Origin of the sequence: Serratia sp. CY71090 (assembly GCF_052166845.1) — a bacterium.
GTDB lineage: Bacteria > Pseudomonadota > Gammaproteobacteria > Enterobacterales > Enterobacteriaceae > Serratia > Serratia nematodiphila.
Genome location: NZ_JBJNOA010000008.1, coordinates 216,749 through 233,563, shown reverse-complemented (window position 1 = coordinate 233,563; position 16,815 = coordinate 216,749). Strand labels below are relative to the sequence as shown.

Sequence of the window (16,815 nt, the reverse complement as noted above, 5' to 3'; positions counted from 1 at the left end):
TATGTCTACGACGACCATCCGTATTCCAGATGAGCTTAAAGCCCGCGTGGCCGCCGTCGCCGAGCAGACTGGCGTGACGTCTCACAGCTTTATTTTGCAGGCAATAACGGAGAAAACGCAGCAGGAAGAATTGCGCCGCGACTTTGAGAATGAAGCGGAAAAACGCTATGCCAAGATAATTGCGACGGGAGAGACGGTTTCTTGGAAAGAGATGCGCGGTTATTTGGAAAATTACGCTGCGGGTAACACCGCCGCGGTTAAACCTGCCGTTAAAAAACTGGGGCGCTGATGGCAAATGTCGAGTTGGCGCCAGAGGTCAGGGATGATATCGAACGTATTCTCGCTCATTTGGCTCAGTATGGCGCTGCGGATTCAGGGCGGCGCATTCAGGAAATCATCCAGGCGGTTGCGGTATTGGAACATAATCCATTGATCGGACGGTCCCTTGGCGCAGGGCTGCGTGAATTGATTATTGGGCAGCAAGCTCGCGGTTATTTGGCGCTCTACAAATATATCCCTGATATCGATACGGCATTTGTTCTGGCGATCCGCAGTCAGAAAGAACAAGGGTATTGAATGCACGATACCGGCCTGAAAGACCGGTATCGTTGTCATGTCCTCAGAAATCCCAGTCCTCATCCTCGGTGTTGACCGCCTTGCCGATGACGTAAGACGACCCTGAACCGGAGAAGAAATCGTGGTTTTCGTCGGCGTTCGGCGACAGCGCCGACAGGATCGCCGGGTTGACCTCCGCCATCGCCGATGGGAACAGCGCTTCATACCCGAGGTTCATCAGCGCCTTGTTGGCGTTGTAGTGCAGGAAGGTCTTCACGTCTTCCGTCCAGCCGACGCCGTCGTACAGCTCCTCGGTGTAACGCACCTCGTTGTCGTACAGATCCTGCAGCAGATCGAAGGCGAAGTTTTTCACCTGTTGGCGCCGTGCAGCGTCCACTTTCTCCAGCCCTTTCTGGAACTTATAGCCGATATAGTAGCCGTGCACCGCCTCGTCGCGAATGATCAGACGGATCAGATCGGCGGTGTTGGTCAGCTTGGCGCGGCTGGACCAGTACATCGGCAGGTAAAAGCCCGAATAGAACAGGAACGACTCGAGGAACACGCTAGCGACTTTTTTCAACAGCGGATCGTCGCTGCGGTAGTGCGCCAGAATGATGCCGGCTTTCTTCTGCAGCGCGCGGTTTTCCTCGCTCCAGCGATAGGCGTCATCCACGTCCGGCGTTTGGCACAGGGTGGAGAAGATTGAGCTGTAAGAGCGGGCGTGCACCGCCTCCATAAAACTGATGTTGGAGTACACCGCCTCTTCGTGCGGCGTCAGCGCATCGGCGATCAGGGCCGGCGCGCCGACGGTGTTCTGGATGGTGTCCAGCAGCGTCAGCCCGGTGAACACCCGAATGGTCAGCTGCTGCTCCTTCGGCGTCAGCGTGGCCCAGGAGGGGATATCGTTGGACAGCGGCACCTTCTCCGGCAGCCAGAAGTTGGAGGTCAGGCGGTTCCACACCTCCAGATCCTTGTCGTCTTCGATGATGTTCCAGTTGATGGCGCGCACCAGCGGCGCCGATGTTACGGTCGTCATAAGTTGCCTCACAGCGCGCAGGACACGCAGCCCTGCACCTCGGTGCCTTCCAGCGCCATCTGGCGCAGGCGGATGTAGTAAATGGTCTTGATGCCTTTGCGCCAGGCGTAGATCTGCGCGCGGTTGATGTCGCGGGTAGTGGCGGTATCGCGGAAGAACAACGTCAGCGACAGCCCCTGATCGACGTGTTGCGTGGCGGCGGCATAGGTATCGATGATTTTCTCCGGGCCAATCTCGTAGGCATCCTGGTAATACGCCAGGTTGTCGTTGGTCATGTAAGGCGCCGGGTAGTAAACGCGGCCGATCTTGCCTTCCTTGCGGATCTCGATGCGCGAAACGATCGGATGAATGCTGGAGGTGGCGTTGTTGATGTACGAGATGGAGCCGGTCGGCGGCACCGCCTGCAGGTTCTGGTTGTACAGCCCGTGCATCATCACCGACTGGCGCAGCGCGCGCCACTCGTCGCGCCCCGGAATGGCGATACCGGCGGCGGCGAACAGCTCGCGCACCCGCTCGGTCTGCGGCAGCCAGTCGCGCTCGGTGTACTTGTCGAAGTACTCGCCGCTGGCATAGCGCGAGTGCTCAAAGCCGTCAAAGGCGCCGCCGCGCTCGATCGCCAGCCGGTTCGAGGCGCGGATGGCATGATAGGCCACGGTATAGAAATAGAGATTGGTGAAGTCGATGCCTTCTTCCGAGCCGTAGAAGATGCGCTCGCGCGCCAGGTAACCGTGCAGGTTCATCTGGCCCAGACCGATGGCGCGGGCGCTGCGGTTGCCTTCGGCGATCGACGGCACCGAGCGGATGTCGCTCATGTCGGCCACCGCGGTCAGCGCACGGATCGCGGTCTCGATCGCTTTGCCGAAGTCCGGCGCGTCCATGGTTTTGGCGATGTTCAGCGAGCCGAGGTTGCAGGAGATGTCCTTGCCGATGCGATCGTAGCTCAGATCCTCATGATACGTACTGGCGCGGTTGACCTGCAGGATCTCCGAACACAGGTTGCTCATGTTGATGCGCCCGGCGATCGGATTCTCCCGGTTGACCGTGTCCTCGAACATGACATACGGGTAGCCGGATTCGAACTGGATCTCCGCAAGCACCTGGAAGAATTCGCGCGCATTGATGCGCGACTTGCGGATGCGTTTGTCGTCCACCATCTCGCGGTATTTTTCACTGACGCTGATTTCAGACAGCGGCATGCCATACACCCGCTCGACGTCGTAGGGCGAGAACAGGTACATCTCTTCGTTGTTCTTCGCCAGCTCAAAGGTAATATCCGGGATCACCACCCCCAGCGACAGCGTCTTGATACGGATCTTCTCGTCGGCGTTTTCCCGCTTGGTGTCGAGAAAACGCAGGATATCCGGGTGGTGGGCGTTGAGATACACCGCGCCGGCTCCCTGGCGCGCGCCGAGCTGGTTAGCGTAGGAGAAGGCGTCTTCGAGCATTTTCATGATCGGAATGACGCCGGAAGACTGGTTCTCGATGCGCTTGATCGGCGCGCCCACCTCGCGAATATTGCTCAGCAGGAAGGCCACGCCGCCGCCGCGCTTCGACAGCTGCAGCGCGGAGTTCACCGCCCGGCCGATCGATTCCATATTGTCTTCGATGCGCAGCAGGAAGCAGGAGACCAGCTCACCGCGCTGGCGTTTGCCGCAGTTGAGGAAGGTCGGCGTGGCCGGCTGGAAGCGGCCCGAAATCATCTCCTCCACCAGATCCTGCGCCAGGGCGGTATCGCCCGCCGCCAGCGTCATCGCCACCATGCACACCCGATCTTCGTAGCGTTCCAGATAGCGCTTGCCGTCGAAGGTTTTAAGCGTATAGCTGGTGTAGTACTTGAAGGCGCCGAGGAAGGTCTCGAAGCGGAATTTCTTGGCGTAGGCCTGCTGGAACAGCTGCTTGATAAACGGGAACTCGTACTGCGCCAGCACCTGCGGCTCGTAGTAGCCTTCTTCCACCAGATAGCGCAGCTTTTCCTCCAGGTTATGGAAGAACACGGTGTTTTGGTTGACGTGCTGCAGGAAGTAGTGCCGCGCCGCCAGCCGATCCTTGTCGAACTGGATCCGGCCTTCCGCATCGTAAAGATTGAGCATCGCGTTGAGCGAATGGTAATCCAGCGCGCCCGTCTCGGGCCTGGTCAGTTCTGTCGTTGCCAAAATGCGGTTACTCCCTGTCGAACGTTTTCAACGTCTTGCGCGGTGCCGAGCAGCTCGAAGCGGTACAAAAAAGGCACCTGGCATTTTTTGGCGATGATGTCGCCGGCGATGCCGTACGCTGCGCCGAAGTTGGTGTTCCCGGCGGCGATGACGCCGCGCAGGTATGAACGGTTTTGCGGAACGTTGAGAAAGCGGATCACCTGGATCGGCACCGCGCTGACGGCGCTGCCGCCGCCATAGCTGGGCACGATCAAGATATAGGGTTGTTCCATCAGCAATTTGCTGCGGGCGCCGGCGATCGGAATGCGGATCGCCGGCAGGCCCAGTTTCTCAACGAATCGGTGGGTGTTCTCCGAACTGCTGGAGAAATAGACCAGCGGATTCATCGTCGAGCCTCAGCAGGTGAGCGCCAGCGCGCCGATTTTGTCCGGCCGGAAACCGGACCAGTGATCGTCACCGGCGATAATCACCGGAACCTGCTGATAACCTAATGATTTAACGTGGTTCAGCGCCTGCTGATCCTGGGTGAGATCGATCACCTGATAATCAATCCCCTGCTTATCAAATGCGCGATAGGTGGCGTTGCACTGGACACAGTCCGGCTTGCTGTAAATAATAATGCTCATGATTCGCATTTACCTTTAGGCTGAAGGAAAGGCGGACAAGTCAGATAACGGAGCATCGTTCCTGGCGTTTCTGACGGCGTTATCAACCGAACGACACTCCCTGCGGTTGACCTATAAAATACTATATGTTGATATTTGCTTTATCAACCACGCTATATATGGTGTTTTGTGGGGTTGGGTGCGCAGACCGCGTCGGAGCTGGGAAGGCGAGGGGAAAATTTTTTTTGCGGGTGGGAAATTCCCCCTTTCAGAGAAGAGGGGGAGGCGAACGCATTATTGGCGCATGCTGACGGCCAGCCGGTTGAAGGCGTTCATGATGCTGATGGCGAAGGTCAGATCGGCGATCTCGGTATCGCTGAAGTGCGCTTTCAGCGCCTCAAAAGCGCTGTCCGGCGCGCCGGTGGCGGCGATCAGCGTCACCGACTCGGCCCATTCCAGCGCGGCGCGTTCGCGCTCGCTGAACTCATGGCTGACGCGCCAGCCCGCCAGCGTATCGAGTTTGGCGTGGCTGAAGCCGCTTTCGCGCAGCGCTTTACCGTGCATGTCCAGGCAGTAGGCGCAGCCGTTGATCTGCGAAACGCGCATAAACATCAACTCGATGGTCGCTTTGTCCAGAGCGCCTTTCTCCAGCGCCATCAGCGCGCTCACCATATTTTTGTACGGGGCGGGCGCCAGCTCGGCGTAATTCAAACGTTGCTTAATCATGGTCAACCTCAATCGATAGTAACGAAATCATGCCGCTACTTTAGCGGCCTTATGGTCTATGCTATAGGGCCATAAAATGATTATTTAACCGGGCCATGATGCCAACTTTCCTGACCTCGCTGCGTTTGGACAGCCGGCTCGCCGAACCGCTGTACCGGCAGATTTATCTGCGAATCAAAGACGCCATCGCCCAGGGCAACCTGGCGGCGGGCAGCCGGCTGCCTTCGGTGCGCGGGTTGGCGAGCGATCTTGGCGTGGCGCGCGCCACGGTGGAAAGCGCCTACGCGCAACTTATTGCCGAAGGTTTTTTGCAGAGCCGGGGGCAGGCAGGCACCTATGTCTCGCCGCAGTTGCCGCCCATGCAGGGGGCGGCGTCCGCTGCACCGCCGTTGCCGGCGGTGGCGCCCGATCCGCTGCAGCCGCAGGGCATGCTGCAGCCTTTCCAACTGGGCGTGCCGGCGCTGGATGCGTTTCCACGTGCGCTGTGGCAGCGCATTGTCGCCCGCCAGCTGCGCGGTTCTACGGTGGCTTCCCTGGCGCTGCCGCCGGCCGGCGGCCTGCCTGAACTGCGTGAGGCGATCGCCCATTATCTGCATTTGTCGCGCGGCATCAGCTGCCAGCCGGAGCAGATTTTCCTCTGCGCCGGCTACCCGGCGCTGTTGGACTGGGTGGTGGAGACGCTGTTGCACGCCGGTGACGCGGTATGGATTGAAGATCCCGGTTATCCGGTTACGCGCCCGCTGCTGCGGGCCGCCGGCGTGAGGCCGGTCGCCGTGCCGGTGGATGAACAGGGCATGGACGTGGCCGCCGGTATTCTGACGGAGCCCGAGGCGCGGCTGGCGGTGGTCACGCCGACTCATCAGAGCCCACTCGGTGTCTCGCTCAGCCTGGCGCGGCGGATGGCGCTGCTCGACTGGGCGCAGCAGCGCGGGGCCTGGATCCTCGAGGATGACTACGACAGCGAGTTTCGCTATCACGGGCGGCCGCTGCCGCCGCTGAAAAGCCTCGACGTTCAGGGGCGGGTGCTGTACGCCGGCACTTTCAGCAAAACGCTGTTCCCGGCGCTGCGCATGGCTTATTTGGTGGTGCCCGCCGGTCTGACGGCGGCATTCGCGCGCAGCAGCCGGCTGCGCGGCTGCGGCTGCCCACCGCTGCTGCAGGCAAGCGTGGCGGATTTCATCCGCCAAGGGCATTTCTACCGCCACCTGAAACGCATGCGGCCGCTGTACCGCCAGCGGCGCGAGTGGCTGACGCAGGCGCTGGAACGGCGACTGGAGGCGTGGCTGACGGTGGTGCCGCAGCAGGGCGGCATTCAGCTGTTGGCCCGGCTGTGCGACGACATGGCGGATGCGCCCTTGGCGGCGCAGGCGTGGCAACAGGGGCTGTCGGTGCAGGCGCTCTCAGACTGGCGCATCGACAGTCCGGCGGGGCAGGGGTTACTGTTGGGGTTCGCCAATTTCAGCCGGCGAGAGGAGACGGAGCGGGCGGTGCAGGGGCTAGCGCAGCTGTTTAAACACGCAAATTAAACGGCCCGCGATTTCCGCGGGCCAGACGCACATCTGTTTTATCTTTATGACTGCAGGGGTGTTAACGCCGGGCCAGCAGCACGCCGAGCACGATGCCGACGGCGGCACCGATCCCTACGCCCTGCCAAGGTTTGTCACGCACATAGCTGTCGGCTTGATCGACCGCGTCGCGCGCATGCTGTGTCAGACTGGTGGAGCCATTGAACCGCGCCCGGGCGTCGCGCAACACGCCTTTCGCCTTGCTGTGCAGCTCTTTCAGTTCCTCTTTGGTCTTGTCACCGGACTCGCGCAACACTTCATCCAGCGTATCGGCCAACAGAGTGACGTCCTGATCGATGTCGCGTTCTGTTCTTTCCGCTTTCTTAAACATTCAGCTCTCCATTTCGACACATGTCTTTTAAGTGTAGACCATGTCGAGATTTGCGTGGCCGATCACGGAAAAAAACCGCCGTCACGCAGGTGTTTGCCGGCGCCTGGGCTTTGTACATTTGGTTACTCGGCGAAACCAATCACTCACGGAAGCGGCGGTTTGATTCCACTAGTATCTGTTTCAACGGCTCCACCGGAGCTTACCGAAACAACACTCTGAGGATTTAAAGATGAAAAAAGTATTAGCGCTGATCGTTGCTGCCACTATGGGTCTGTCTTCTGTTGCTTTCGCTGCTGATACTGCAGCTACTGCTCCGGCTACCACCACCGCGCCAGCTGCGACCACCACCACCACTACCGCTGCGCCAGCGGCGGCTGCTGAAAAAGCGCCAGCTAAAGCGACGCACCACAAGAAAGCCAAGCACCACAAAAAAGCGCCAGCCCAGAAAGCTCAGGCCGCTAAAAAGCACCACAAAAAAGCGCCGGCTCAGAAAGCCCAGGCCGCTAAAAAACACCACAAAAAAGCGCCAGTGCAGAAAGCTCAGGCCGCTAAAAAACACCACAAAAAAGCCGGTAAAAAAGCATAATTAAGTGATGTTTGCGGAACCGAAAGGTTCCGCACGCTCCAGTCCGTACTCCAGACACCCGGTTCTTCCGGGTGTCTTCTTTTGAGGCGACGCACGATGATCAATCGCTATCTGTTTGAAGTCATTTTCAGCGCGGTAACCCTGTGCGGGGTGATCGTCGGTTGGGAACTGTTTTTGGCCGGCAGCTTCCTGTGATCATTGCGCCGCGGCGGTTTCATGCAAATGCCGCCAGCCGAGCGCGTTGAGCTGGCGTTCAAACACCACCGTGGAGTAGCGCAGCGTAGCGCTTTGTCCCGGCAGACTCTGTTTTTCCCGGTAGCTGACTACCGCGCCCGTCGGCCATTCGGCCACCAGCTTCATCTCTTCTATCTCGATTTCCAGTCCCGGTTTGGCGGCGCGATGCGCGCGGAAAAAAGCGCACAGCGCGGTGAAATCCTGCGGGGCGCCGTTCAGCGCGATCATGCTGAAATCCGGCGTAAAGCGCGCCAGCAGCGCCTGCTCTTCTCCGGCCCCTTTGCCCAGCCAGCGTTCAATGGCGATGTGGGCGTCGATCACTTCGGTAAAATACGGGTTCATAAAGCATCCTGTTGAGCGTTGAGTTGGCGCACGATGGCGCGGTTGGCGAGGCGCAGGCACAGCAGCAGCGGGATAAGTACGCTGGCGCCCGCCAGAATGAAGCAGGTGCGGTAAGCCGCCGCGGGCGGCAACACGGCCAGCAGCAGATTCAGCAGCAGGCTGAGCAGCGCCACACCGAGGCAAAAACTGAGTTGGCGGTTGATGTTCCACAGCGCGCTGGCGTCCGCCAACTGAGCGTCGGGGATCTGCAGGAACGCGCTGCTCTGCGCGGTGCTGCTGCACAGGCTGCCGCCGAACCCCATCAGGGCGAAGGCGGCGATCTGCAACGCGTGCTGCCCGGCCTGATCGATCTGCGCCAGCGTCAGCATGCCGGCGCCTTGCAGCAGGCAGCCGACGATCAGCAGCGGCCGTGGGCCGAGGCGGTTAAAGGTTTTGCCAGTCAGCGTGATGGCCAGGAACGATGCCAGCGCCCAGGGCAGCATCAGGCCGCCAACCTGTGCGGCGGGCATCCCCAGCTGGTTTTGCAGATACAGCATTGCCACCAGGCTGACGCCGATGAACAGGCCGGGAATGCACAAATAAATCGTCATGGCGTTGCGCAGCAGCGGATCGCCGACCAGCCGCAGGTTCAGCAGCGGCTGCGGGGTGCGCAGACTATGGCGCAAATAATAGGCCAGCACCAGCAGACCGGCGGCCAGCAGCGCCGCGCCGGAAACCTGATGGCCGGCCTCGCTCAGCCGGGTCAGGCCGAGCAGCAGCAGCGTCAGCGCCGCGCAGCCGCTCAGCAGCCCCGTGGCGTCGAGCGGTTTACGCGCCGCCGTCGGCGCTTCCGCGCGCAGCCACAGCGCCGCCAGCGCCAGGGCCAGAGCCGCCAGCGGCAGGTTGGCGAAAAACACCCAGCGCCAGTCCAACCGATCGACGAGCCAGCCGCCCAGCGCCGGTGACAGCGCCGGCGCCAGCAGCCCGACTAACATGATGGCCGCAGACAGCCCGGCGCGTTCATGGCTGCGATACAGCTGATAGGTCAGCGTCTGGCCGATGGGGATCAGCAAGCCGCCGCCCATGCCCTGCAGGGTGCGCCAGCCGATCAGCGTCCCGATGCTGTCGGCGTTGCCCGCGCCGAGGGTGGCCAGCATGAACAGCGCCAGCGAGAGCAGAAACACCCGCCGTCCGCCGATACGCTGCGCCAGCCAGGCGCTGAGCGGGATCACCAGCGTCAGGCCGAGAATATAGCCGTTGCTGACCCACGCCAGCTGGCTGACCGACGCTCGCATCGCCTGGCCGATGGCGGGGTAGGCGACGTTGGCGATAAACATATTGATCAGATCGACGAAAAAGCCGAGCAGATAGACGATTGCCACTTTGCTGCGATAAGACATGGTGCCTCCGGTTGAAGGCGAGCAGTGTATCGGGGGGAAAAGTGCGGATAAATCGGCGGCTGGCGATTACACTGTCAAAATGTTTTTGACAATAAGGGCGGTGAAATGCTGAATTTGCAGCGCCTGGCGATCTTCGCGGCGGTGGTGGAGGCGGGCAGCTTTACCGCAGCGGCGGTGGCGCTGGGGCAAACCAAGGCGGTGGTGAGCTTTAACGTCAAGCAGCTGGAGAACGAACTGGGGGTTTCACTGCTGGCGCGCAGCACCCGCCGATTATCGCTGACCGATGCCGGCGAACGCTTCTACCAGCGCAGCCTGCAGCTGTTGCAGGAGGCGGAGAACGTGCTCGACGACGTGCGTCGCGATCATCAAGGGCTGAGCGGCGTGCTGCGCATCACCAGCACGCCGGAGTACGGCGCGCAGGTGGTGGCGCCGGCGCTGGCGGCGTTTTCGCGGCAGCATCCGCGCCTGCGCATCCAGCATGTCTCTTCTTCTTATCATGCCGATCTGATTTCGGAGCGCTTCGACGTGGCGATCCGCCTGGGTCAGTTGGCGGATTCCAGCCACCGCGCGGCGCTGATCGACAGCTTCGCCATTTTTCCGGTGGCGGCGCCGGATTATCTGGCCGACCGGCCGATTCATTCGCTGACGGATCTGGCGCAGGCGCAGTGGATCGCCCACAGCCGGCTCAGTTCGCCCCTCAGCTGGCAGGTGGTTACGCCGCAGCGCGAAGCGGTGCTTTTCAAGGTGGCGGACGCCGCCACGCTTACCGGCGACAGCGCCGCGGCATTGCTGGCGTTCGCCCTGCATGGCGCCGGGGTGGCGCTGCTGCCGGCGTGGCTGGCGCAGCCCGAGATCGACGCCGGCAGGCTGCAACGGTTGCTGCCGGATCACCGTTTCCCCGAGCAGAGCATCTATGCGCTCTACCCGAACACCCGCCACGTGCCGGAGAAGGTGCGGGCGTTTATCGATTTTCTGCGCGCGCGGGTGGCGGCAAAATCGTTAGCGAAATAATAATTCGTTATTACTCTCTCATTTATCATCAAATCTCATCGGGGTATGCTGGAGGGCTTCGTCTACCCCGTCCGATGCGAGCCACCTTCGATGACTGCAGAAAATAACTTCCAGCTGAACCGACGCATTCTGTCCGTGGTGATGTTCACCTTCGTCTGCTACCTGACCATTGGCCTGCCGCTGGCGGTGCTGCCGGGATTTGTGCATGACCACCTGGGCTACAACTCGGTGCTGGCGGGCCTTATCATCAGCGCGCAGTACTTCGCCACGCTGTTCAGCCGCCCGCATGCCGGGCGCTACGCCGATCAGCTGGGGCCGAAGAAGGTGGTGCTGTTCGGCCTGGCGTGCTGCGGCGCCAGCGGGCTGTTTTACGCGCTGGCGTTTGGCGTTGACGGTTATCCGTGGCTCAGCCTGCTGCTGCTGTGCGTGGGGCGGGTGTTTCTCGGCGTCGGCGAAAGCTTCGCCAGCACCGGTTCCACGCTGTGGGGCATCGGCCGGGTCGGGGCGATGCACACCGCACGGGTGATTTCCTGGAACGGCGTCGCCACCTACGGGGCGATGGCGGCCGGCGCGCCGCTCGGCGTGTACCTGAATCAGCAGTGGGGCTTGGCCGGAGTGGCGGCGCTGATCGTGCTGGCGGTCGCGGTGGCGCTGCTGTTGGCGAGCGGCAAGCCGGACGTCTCGATCGCCGCCGGGCAGCGCATCGCCTTTCGCGCGGTGTTCGGCCGCATCTGGGCCTATGGTCTCGGGCTGGCGATGGGCACCGTCGGCTTCGGCGTCATCGCCACGTTCATCACCCTTTACTACGCCGACAAGGGCTGGAGCGGCGCGGCGTTTTCGCTGACGCTGTTCAGCTGCGCCTTCGTCGGCATCCGCCTGATCTTCAGCAACGTCATCAACCGCCACGGCGGGTTGAAGGTGACGCTGGCATCGTTTCTGGTCGAGATCGTCGGGCTGCTGTTGATCTGGCAGGCCGGCGAACCCTGGATGGTGCAAACCGGCGCGTTGCTGGCCGGCGCCGGTTTTTCGCTGGTGTTCCCGGCGCTGGGCGTTGAGGCGGTGAAACAGGTGCCGCCGCAGAACCAGGGCACGGCGCTCGGCACTTATTCGGCGTTCCTCGACCTGGCGTTGGGCATCACCGGCCCGCTGGCCGGGCTGCTGATTGGGCAGGCGGGCGTGCCGTCGATCTATCTGGCGGCGGCACTGCTGGTGGCGCTCGGGGTGCTGCTCACCCTGCGCCTGCTGCAGCGCAGCCGGCGCTGATTCAGGAATAGTCCGAAACCCGGATTCCTCCCCAGAAAATCGTTGTTTCGGTGAATGATTACGGTAAGGTCGCTCAGCGGTCCAGAATGAGAGGAGGAATCGATGTATTTACGGCCGGATGAAGTGGCTAAAGTGTTGGAGAATACCGGCTTTGAGCGTGATTATGTCACCGATCAGGCCTATGGCTACCGCAAGGGTACGCATTATGTGTATGTGAATCGCGAAGCGCGGATGGGCAGAACCGCATTGGTGATCCACCCGGCGTTGAAAGAGAGAAGCGTGCATTTCGCCACGCCGACCTCCCCGGTGCGCACCAGCGAGCAGTATCTGGAGTTTCCCCTGGATTTAAGCAGCGACGCCCCGAACCTGCGTTACGGCATCGCACACGGCTTCAGCTCGCGCGAAGCGCTGTCGCGCTACCTCTACAGCATGTTCCTGTAATCGGTCCCCCGCCCGGGGGACGCGATCAGCCGTGGGCCAACGCTTCGCGGTTGAAACGCTCATTGTAGGCGCGGCGGAACTGCGCCAGTTCAAATGCATCGATATCCAGCTCGGCGAAGTAAAACAGCGCCGCTTCGGTGTGCTCGGCGTGCAGCTCCGGCGACAGCCCGGCGCGCAGCAGCACGTCGCGCCACAGGGCAATCTGTTCGTCGTCCGCCTGTTTGATGAACGTCAGATAGATGAACAGCAGGTAAGCGGCCTGGTGCATCTCTTCGGTGTAGCCATTGTTCAGCATGCGGATAAAGGTCTGGCTTTGGCGGCCGCCCATTTCCTGGATCATCGATTCGATCAGCATCGGTTTGACCCTCAGCAGATGGGCCAGCGAATCGATGGCTTTGCGGGTGTCGGACGTCAGAATGCGGTAACCGATAATAAATACGACGATCAGGACGGCGAGGATGATCCAGGTCATTTAGGCTTTATTACACTCTCAATACGCCAGAAGAGGGAGAGGCGCTGTGCGACAGCGCCCGCTATCAATGCTGTTCGCCGCTGAAATTACCGACCGCGCTCTGCTGGCGCAGATGGTGGTTAAAGGTGGCCGCGTCTTTGGCCAACGCGTCGAGATGGGCGCCAAGCATTTTGATCTGCTTCACCAGCGCATGTTGTTCCGGCACCGAACTGGCGGTGCTTAGTTTGCGCGCCAGTTGTTCATTCTGCGCCCGCAGCGCGGCTTCGCGCTGTTTGGCTTCTTCCAGCAGTTGCTGCAGCGCCTGGTAGCTCTGCTGCCATTCGCGGTGTTGCCGTTCGAAGCTGCTCTGCAACTCATTCATCGCATTTTGAAACTGGATTTCCAGCTCGCGCATTGTCATGGGCTCGATCCTTTGCGGCACTCAATGATGGCTTAGCAGTATAGCGAAAACTGTTCGCAAGCTCACCCGTTGACGACAAATGAGACACATGCCGCTGACAATTCCCGGCTTGCAACCGTGGCAAGGCGTCTTACAATCGACCCCATTCCCGGCCGTAAAGGCTGCCGTTCAAGAGAGGTGGAACATGAGCGAGCAGGAAAAAGACTTTTTTGAACAGGCGATGGCGGACGTGGTGCCGCTGGCGAACGGGCGGCAGACGTTGCACCTCCGGCCGCAGGAGACGGTGGACAAAAGCGCGCGGCGCGAAGCACAGCGGCTGCGGCAGGAAAACTTCCTCAGCACCGATTTTCTCGAGGTGATCCCCTGCGAACAGCCGCTGGAGTTCAAAGGGGAAGGCATTCAGCAGGGCGTGCTGGACAAGCTGCGCAACGGACGTTACCCGCCGCAGGCGTCGCTGAACCTGCTGCGTCAGCCGGTTGAAGCCAGCCGGCAGGCGCTGTTTCGCTTCATCGTGCAGGCGGAGGCGCAAAACCTGCGTTCGCTGCTGATCGTGCATGGCCGCGGGCGGCAGAACGACAGCCATCCGAATATCGTGCGCAGTTACGTCGCCAAATGGCTGGCGCAGTTTGAACAGGTGCAGGCGTTTTGCCGCGCCTTACCGCGCGACGGCGGCGAGGGCGCCTGCTACGTCACGCTGCGTAAATCGGCGCAGGCCAGGGCGGAAAACTTTGAGCGCCACGCCAAGCGCAGCCGTTGAAAGGATTGCCGAAATAAAATGGCCGGCGATAGACGCCGGCCATCGATGAATTATTTATTAAATATTTTATAGTCCAGCGAATAACGGCCGGCGCCGGTCACCGCCAGCAACAGCAAACCACCAATGATGCTGATGTTTTTAAAGAAGTTGATTTCGTTGCCCATCATTTCCATACCGGTCATTTTCCAGAACGGATGGCCGATAAACGCGGTGCCCAAAACATAGAGGGCGAAAATGACCGCGATAGGGCGAGTAAACAGGCCGAGAATAAGCGCGATGCCGAAAATAAACTCCACCACCACGGCAACGATCGCCGCCAAATAAGGCATCGGCGTGCCGTAACCTTCCATCGCCGTGACGGTCGCACCGAAGTTGACCAGTTTCATCCAGCCGAAAATGATAAACAGAATCATCAGCAATATGCGGGACAGCAGAATTACGCCGTCTTTTGAGCTATCACCCATTTCGAACTCCTTAGCCACTGTCGGAATTATGTTGTCTTACTGTATAAAGATTAGAACAATTTACGTTTTTTTCTAGCGGCGACGGGCGGTTGCGCCACTTTTTTCGATGGGCGAGACGCGTGGTGAAGCCGGCGGTATTGCCTATACTTGACTCTGGAGCAAAAACAATAAAACAGGCAATGTGAGGCCATGATGGATGAGGAATTGACCGCCGCCGGTTACCGCCGTTATTCCGGTGATAAGATTGACGTTTATTTTAACAGTGCAGTTTGCCGCCATTCCGCCAACTGCGTGCATGGCAACGCGGCTATTTTTACCTTGAATCGCCGCCCGTGGATTATGCCGGACAATGCCGACGTGGCCGAAGTGAAACGCGTTATCGATACTTGCCCCAGCGGCGCACTGAAATATAGGGAGAAATAATATGGATCATAAAATACTGGCGGACGACAAGCGTTTTTATATCAATGACGAGCACGGCAAGCTGATCGCCGAGATCTCTTTCGTGCCGAGCGGTGACAAGCTGACCATTATCGATCACACCTGGGTGGATGAGTCATTGAAGGGGCAGGGCGTCGGCAAAAAGCTGGTGGCGCTGGTGGTGGAGAAAATGCGCGCGGAGCAGCGCAAAATCATTCCGCTGTGCCCGTTCGCCAAGCATGAGTTTGATACCACGCCAGCCTATCAGGACATTCGCGCCTGAGGCGATAACGGGGCGCGGGGCGCGCCCCGAGCGTTCAGCAGACGCCGAAATCGCCGTCTTCGTGGTACAGCGCCACCTCGCTGGCCTGCACCTCCGTGCGCTGCTCTTTACCCAGTTCATTCCAGCTGCAAACCAGGGTTTCGCCGTCGATCGCCACCACGGTCATCTTTGGGCCGCCGGTGGTGCGTTGTACAAAATCACCGATATTGAATGCCATGCGTTCCTCCACAACAGATTAAACCTCACCTATTGATAACACAGAATGGCGCTACCGTTGGCAGATGTTTCGTTATGTATTAACTTACACAGCGATTATCATCAGGGAGAGCAGACTAACATGCCGGGATTATTGATGTTTTATGTGGGCGGTACGGCGCCGGGCGCCAATATTGAGCTGCACGACGTGCAGTTCGCGGCGGCGGATCGGCCGGATGAGGCGTATCCGCTGCTGCGTGAAAAGTGGTTCGGCGATAAGCGCAAGGTGCATGTCGACGGCTATGCGCGCATCGACTGGGCGGACGGTTACGACGTGAGCCTGGAGCCTGCGCCGTTCGCCGGTGAAGAGAAGCTGTTTTTCGTTAACGTGGGCGGTTACCGCAGCGATAAGCTGGCGGAACTGCACCAGTTCGGCCTGTTCGTGGCGCGCTCCGCCGACGAGGCGAAAGACAAAGCCAAACGGGCGCTGCTGACCGACAGCGCGCAGCAGCACAAGGATGACCTGGCCGAGGTGGACGACTGCCTGCTGCTGCAGGCGCTGCAGGGTTATCACGTTCATCTGCGGGCTAACCCGCACGGCAAACCGGCCCGGCCGCTGTGGCAGGGGTATCTGCCGATTGGCGAACCCGCGTTATAACGCCGCCAGCGCCTGCAGCTGTTGCCGCAACCAGCGGCAGGCCTCCGGCCGGCCGTTCTTGCGGTGCAGGTAGATTTTAATCTGATACGGCGGCACCGGAAACGGCAGGGGGTGGATATCCAGCGCCGCCGCCTGCCGCAATTTTTGCGCGGCGTAGCGCGGTATGCTCATCACCAGTTCGCTGTCGGCGACGATGAACGGCGCTCCCAGCAGCGAAGGCGTGCGGATGGCGATATCGCGCTGCAGCCCCAGCTTATCGAGCTGGTAGTCAATGACGCCGCGCTGTTCGTTCCACGGCGTCACCACCAGATGGCGCGCCCGCAGATAGTTTTCCAGCGTCAGTTCGCCGTATTTTACGCTGAAGGCGGGTGAACAAATCGCCACATACTCATCCTCCAGCCAGCTCACCTCGTCGATCTCCGGGTAGCTTTCGCCGTCGGTTTCGGTAAAGCCCAGCGCGAAGTCGATGCGCCCCGCCAACAGATCGTTCAATGCCACCTTGCGCTCGGAATAGCGCAGCTGGAACGACAGCCCCGGCGCCAGGCGCTGCATCTGCGCCATCAGCGCGGGAAACACCGCGAAGGCGGTGTAATCGGTAATGGCGAAGGTGAAGCTCTCCCGGCTTTCGGCGGGAACGAAGCGCGGGCGCGGATGCAGCCCTTTGGCCAGCAGCGCCAGACTTTCGCTGACGGTCGGGGCCAGGCTGTCGGCATACACCGTCGGGTGCATGTCGTTGCCGACCCGGTAGAACAGCTCGTCCGCCAGCGCCTTACGCAGCCGGATCAGCGCGTGGCTCAGCGCCGACGCGCTGAGGGCCAGCTCCGCCGCGGCGCGCGTCACCGATCGCAGGCGATAGATCGCTTCGAACACCAGCAGCAGGTTGAGATCGAGGCGCTTCAAATCCAGATGCATGATATTCATTACCTGTTGATGAAAATG

General features: G+C 60.4%; 24 protein-coding genes. 11 read left to right on the top strand and 13 right to left on the bottom strand.

All coding sequences use genetic code 11. From position 1 onward, the window contains the following. Window position 1 precedes the first annotated feature (1 nt). Entirely contained in the window at window positions 2-289 is a 288-nt protein-coding gene (locus tag ACJ8OK_RS16670; RefSeq protein ID WP_033632276.1) for a CopG family ribbon-helix-helix protein, read from the top strand. Beyond that, on the top strand, window positions 289-576 hold the full coding sequence (locus ACJ8OK_RS16665; RefSeq protein ID WP_082997517.1) for a type II toxin-antitoxin system RelE/ParE family toxin: 288 nt from the start codon (window positions 289-291) through the stop codon (window positions 574-576). Before ACJ8OK_RS16670 ends, ACJ8OK_RS16665 begins: the two co-directional genes overlap by 1 nt. 43 nt (window positions 577-619) lie before the next feature. On the opposite strand, the gene nrdF is transcribed toward ACJ8OK_RS16665, so the two are convergent. From nrdF to ACJ8OK_RS16640, 5 genes are all read right to left on the bottom strand, one after another. Beyond that, window positions 620-1,591, bottom strand: coding sequence for a class 1b ribonucleoside-diphosphate reductase subunit beta (gene nrdF, locus ACJ8OK_RS16660; protein ID WP_442530711.1), 972 nt, complete (start codon window positions 1,589-1,591; stop codon window positions 620-622). Window positions 1,592-1,599: 8 nt separating this feature from the next. Then, window positions 1,600-3,744 carry a class 1b ribonucleoside-diphosphate reductase subunit alpha gene (nrdE, locus tag ACJ8OK_RS16655; protein WP_074055593.1) on the bottom strand — a complete coding sequence of 715 codons (2,145 nt, stop codon included), beginning with the start codon at window positions 3,742-3,744 and terminating at the stop codon, window positions 1,600-1,602. Further along, entirely contained in the window at window positions 3,726-4,130 is a 405-nt protein-coding gene (gene nrdI, locus ACJ8OK_RS16650; protein ID WP_442530709.1) for a class Ib ribonucleoside-diphosphate reductase assembly flavoprotein NrdI, read from the bottom strand. The genes nrdE and nrdI overlap by 19 nt, the downstream gene beginning before the upstream one ends. A 9-nt stretch (window positions 4,131-4,139) precedes the next feature. Continuing rightward, a complete protein-coding gene (gene nrdH, locus ACJ8OK_RS16645; protein ID WP_004928934.1) occupies window positions 4,140-4,370 on the bottom strand; it encodes a glutaredoxin-like protein NrdH in 231 nt (76 codons plus the stop codon). A 273-nt stretch (window positions 4,371-4,643) separates the two neighbouring features. Further along, window positions 4,644-5,075: a carboxymuconolactone decarboxylase family protein gene (locus ACJ8OK_RS16640; protein ID WP_015378864.1), complete on the bottom strand. Its 432-nt coding sequence runs from the start codon at window positions 5,073-5,075 to the stop codon at window positions 4,644-4,646. Window positions 5,076-5,170: 95 nt separating this feature from the next. Between ACJ8OK_RS16640 and pdxR the strand changes: the two genes are divergently transcribed. Continuing rightward, on the top strand, window positions 5,171-6,601 hold the full coding sequence (gene pdxR / locus ACJ8OK_RS16635; RefSeq protein ID WP_442530708.1) for a MocR-like pyridoxine biosynthesis transcription factor PdxR: 1,431 nt from the start codon (window positions 5,171-5,173) through the stop codon (window positions 6,599-6,601). Window positions 6,602-6,662: 61 nt separating this feature from the next. Here the strand turns inward: pdxR and ACJ8OK_RS16630 are convergent, their stop codons facing one another. Beyond that, on the bottom strand, window positions 6,663-6,971 hold the full coding sequence (locus ACJ8OK_RS16630; protein ID WP_004928950.1) for a DUF883 family protein: 309 nt from the start codon (window positions 6,969-6,971) through the stop codon (window positions 6,663-6,665). Window positions 6,972-7,200: 229 nt separating this feature from the next. Between ACJ8OK_RS16630 and asr the strand changes: the two genes are divergently transcribed. Beyond that, window positions 7,201-7,557 (top strand): acid resistance repetitive basic protein Asr, encoded by a 357-nt coding sequence (gene asr, locus ACJ8OK_RS16625; protein ID WP_033632280.1) that lies wholly within the window; start codon window positions 7,201-7,203, stop codon window positions 7,555-7,557. Window positions 7,558-7,752: 195 nt separating this feature from the next. Here asr and ACJ8OK_RS16620 read toward each other — a convergent pair whose 3' ends face one another. Both ACJ8OK_RS16620 and ACJ8OK_RS16615 read right to left on the bottom strand, forming a co-directional pair. Continuing rightward, window positions 7,753-8,133, bottom strand: a complete 381-nt coding sequence (locus tag ACJ8OK_RS16620) for a DUF4440 domain-containing protein (RefSeq protein ID WP_033632281.1) — start codon at window positions 8,131-8,133, stop codon at window positions 7,753-7,755. Next, window positions 8,130-9,512, bottom strand: coding sequence for an MFS transporter (locus ACJ8OK_RS16615; protein WP_033632282.1), 1,383 nt, complete (start codon window positions 9,510-9,512; stop codon window positions 8,130-8,132). The genes ACJ8OK_RS16620 and ACJ8OK_RS16615 overlap by 4 nt, the downstream gene beginning before the upstream one ends. A 105-nt stretch (window positions 9,513-9,617) precedes the next feature. Here ACJ8OK_RS16615 and ACJ8OK_RS16610 point away from each other — a divergent pair, with 105 nt between their 5' ends. The 3 genes from ACJ8OK_RS16610 to ACJ8OK_RS16600 all read left to right on the top strand — a co-directional run bounded on the left by ACJ8OK_RS16610 (window position 9,618) and on the right by ACJ8OK_RS16600 (window position 12,227). Further along, window positions 9,618-10,523 (top strand): LysR family transcriptional regulator, encoded by a 906-nt coding sequence (locus ACJ8OK_RS16610; RefSeq protein ID WP_082997519.1) that lies wholly within the window; start codon window positions 9,618-9,620, stop codon window positions 10,521-10,523. A 90-nt stretch (window positions 10,524-10,613) separates the two neighbouring features. Then, entirely contained in the window at window positions 10,614-11,786 is a 1,173-nt protein-coding gene (locus ACJ8OK_RS16605; RefSeq protein ID WP_060560083.1) for an MFS transporter, read from the top strand. Window positions 11,787-11,888: 102 nt separating this feature from the next. Next, entirely contained in the window at window positions 11,889-12,227 is a 339-nt protein-coding gene (locus ACJ8OK_RS16600; protein ID WP_004928971.1) for a DUF2002 family protein, read from the top strand. Between the two features lie 25 nt (window positions 12,228-12,252). Here ACJ8OK_RS16600 and ACJ8OK_RS16595 read toward each other — a convergent pair whose 3' ends face one another. Together ACJ8OK_RS16595 and ACJ8OK_RS16590 are read right to left on the bottom strand one after the other, a co-directional pair. Then, window positions 12,253-12,699 carry a DUF1198 family protein gene (locus tag ACJ8OK_RS16595; protein WP_004928974.1) on the bottom strand — a complete coding sequence of 149 codons (447 nt, stop codon included), beginning with the start codon at window positions 12,697-12,699 and terminating at the stop codon, window positions 12,253-12,255. A gap of 64 nt (window positions 12,700-12,763) precedes the next feature. Beyond that, the gene (locus ACJ8OK_RS16590) at window positions 12,764-13,099 is read right to left on the bottom strand and encodes an MbeD/MobD family mobilization/exclusion protein (RefSeq protein ID WP_004928976.1); all 336 of its coding nucleotides are present in this window, start codon (window positions 13,097-13,099) and stop codon (window positions 12,764-12,766) included. Between the two features lie 184 nt (window positions 13,100-13,283). On the opposite strand from ACJ8OK_RS16590, the gene smrA reads away from it, so the two are divergent. Next, window positions 13,284-13,856 carry a DNA endonuclease SmrA gene (smrA, locus tag ACJ8OK_RS16585; protein ID WP_015378857.1) on the top strand — a complete coding sequence of 191 codons (573 nt, stop codon included), beginning with the start codon at window positions 13,284-13,286 and terminating at the stop codon, window positions 13,854-13,856. Between the two features lie 50 nt (window positions 13,857-13,906). Here the strand turns inward: smrA and ACJ8OK_RS16580 are convergent, their stop codons facing one another. After that, window positions 13,907-14,320 carry a DoxX family protein gene (locus ACJ8OK_RS16580; protein WP_004928980.1) on the bottom strand — a complete coding sequence of 138 codons (414 nt, stop codon included), beginning with the start codon at window positions 14,318-14,320 and terminating at the stop codon, window positions 13,907-13,909. Window positions 14,321-14,512: 192 nt separating this feature from the next. Between ACJ8OK_RS16580 and ACJ8OK_RS16575 the strand changes: the two genes are divergently transcribed. Next, window positions 14,513-14,743: a (4Fe-4S)-binding protein gene (locus ACJ8OK_RS16575; RefSeq protein ID WP_033633592.1), complete on the top strand. Its 231-nt coding sequence runs from the start codon at window positions 14,513-14,515 to the stop codon at window positions 14,741-14,743. Window position 14,744: 1 nt separating this feature from the next. Then, window positions 14,745-15,023, top strand: coding sequence for a GNAT family N-acetyltransferase (locus ACJ8OK_RS16570; RefSeq protein ID WP_033632287.1), 279 nt, complete (start codon window positions 14,745-14,747; stop codon window positions 15,021-15,023). Window positions 15,024-15,057: 34 nt separating this feature from the next. Here ACJ8OK_RS16570 and ACJ8OK_RS16565 read toward each other — a convergent pair whose 3' ends face one another. Next, a complete protein-coding gene (locus tag ACJ8OK_RS16565; RefSeq protein ID WP_015378856.1) occupies window positions 15,058-15,240 on the bottom strand; it encodes a YodC family protein in 183 nt (60 codons plus the stop codon). A gap of 120 nt (window positions 15,241-15,360) precedes the next feature. Here ACJ8OK_RS16565 and ACJ8OK_RS16560 point away from each other — a divergent pair, with 120 nt between their 5' ends. Then, entirely contained in the window at window positions 15,361-15,876 is a 516-nt protein-coding gene (locus ACJ8OK_RS16560) for a DUF1543 domain-containing protein (RefSeq protein ID WP_235363095.1), read from the top strand. Here ACJ8OK_RS16560 and ACJ8OK_RS16555 read toward each other — a convergent pair. Next, window positions 15,871-16,797 carry a LysR substrate-binding domain-containing protein gene (locus ACJ8OK_RS16555; protein WP_235363094.1) on the bottom strand — a complete coding sequence of 309 codons (927 nt, stop codon included), beginning with the start codon at window positions 16,795-16,797 and terminating at the stop codon, window positions 15,871-15,873. The two genes, ACJ8OK_RS16560 and ACJ8OK_RS16555, sit on opposite strands and share 6 nt — an antisense overlap. Between the last annotated feature and the right edge of the window lie 18 nt (window positions 16,798-16,815).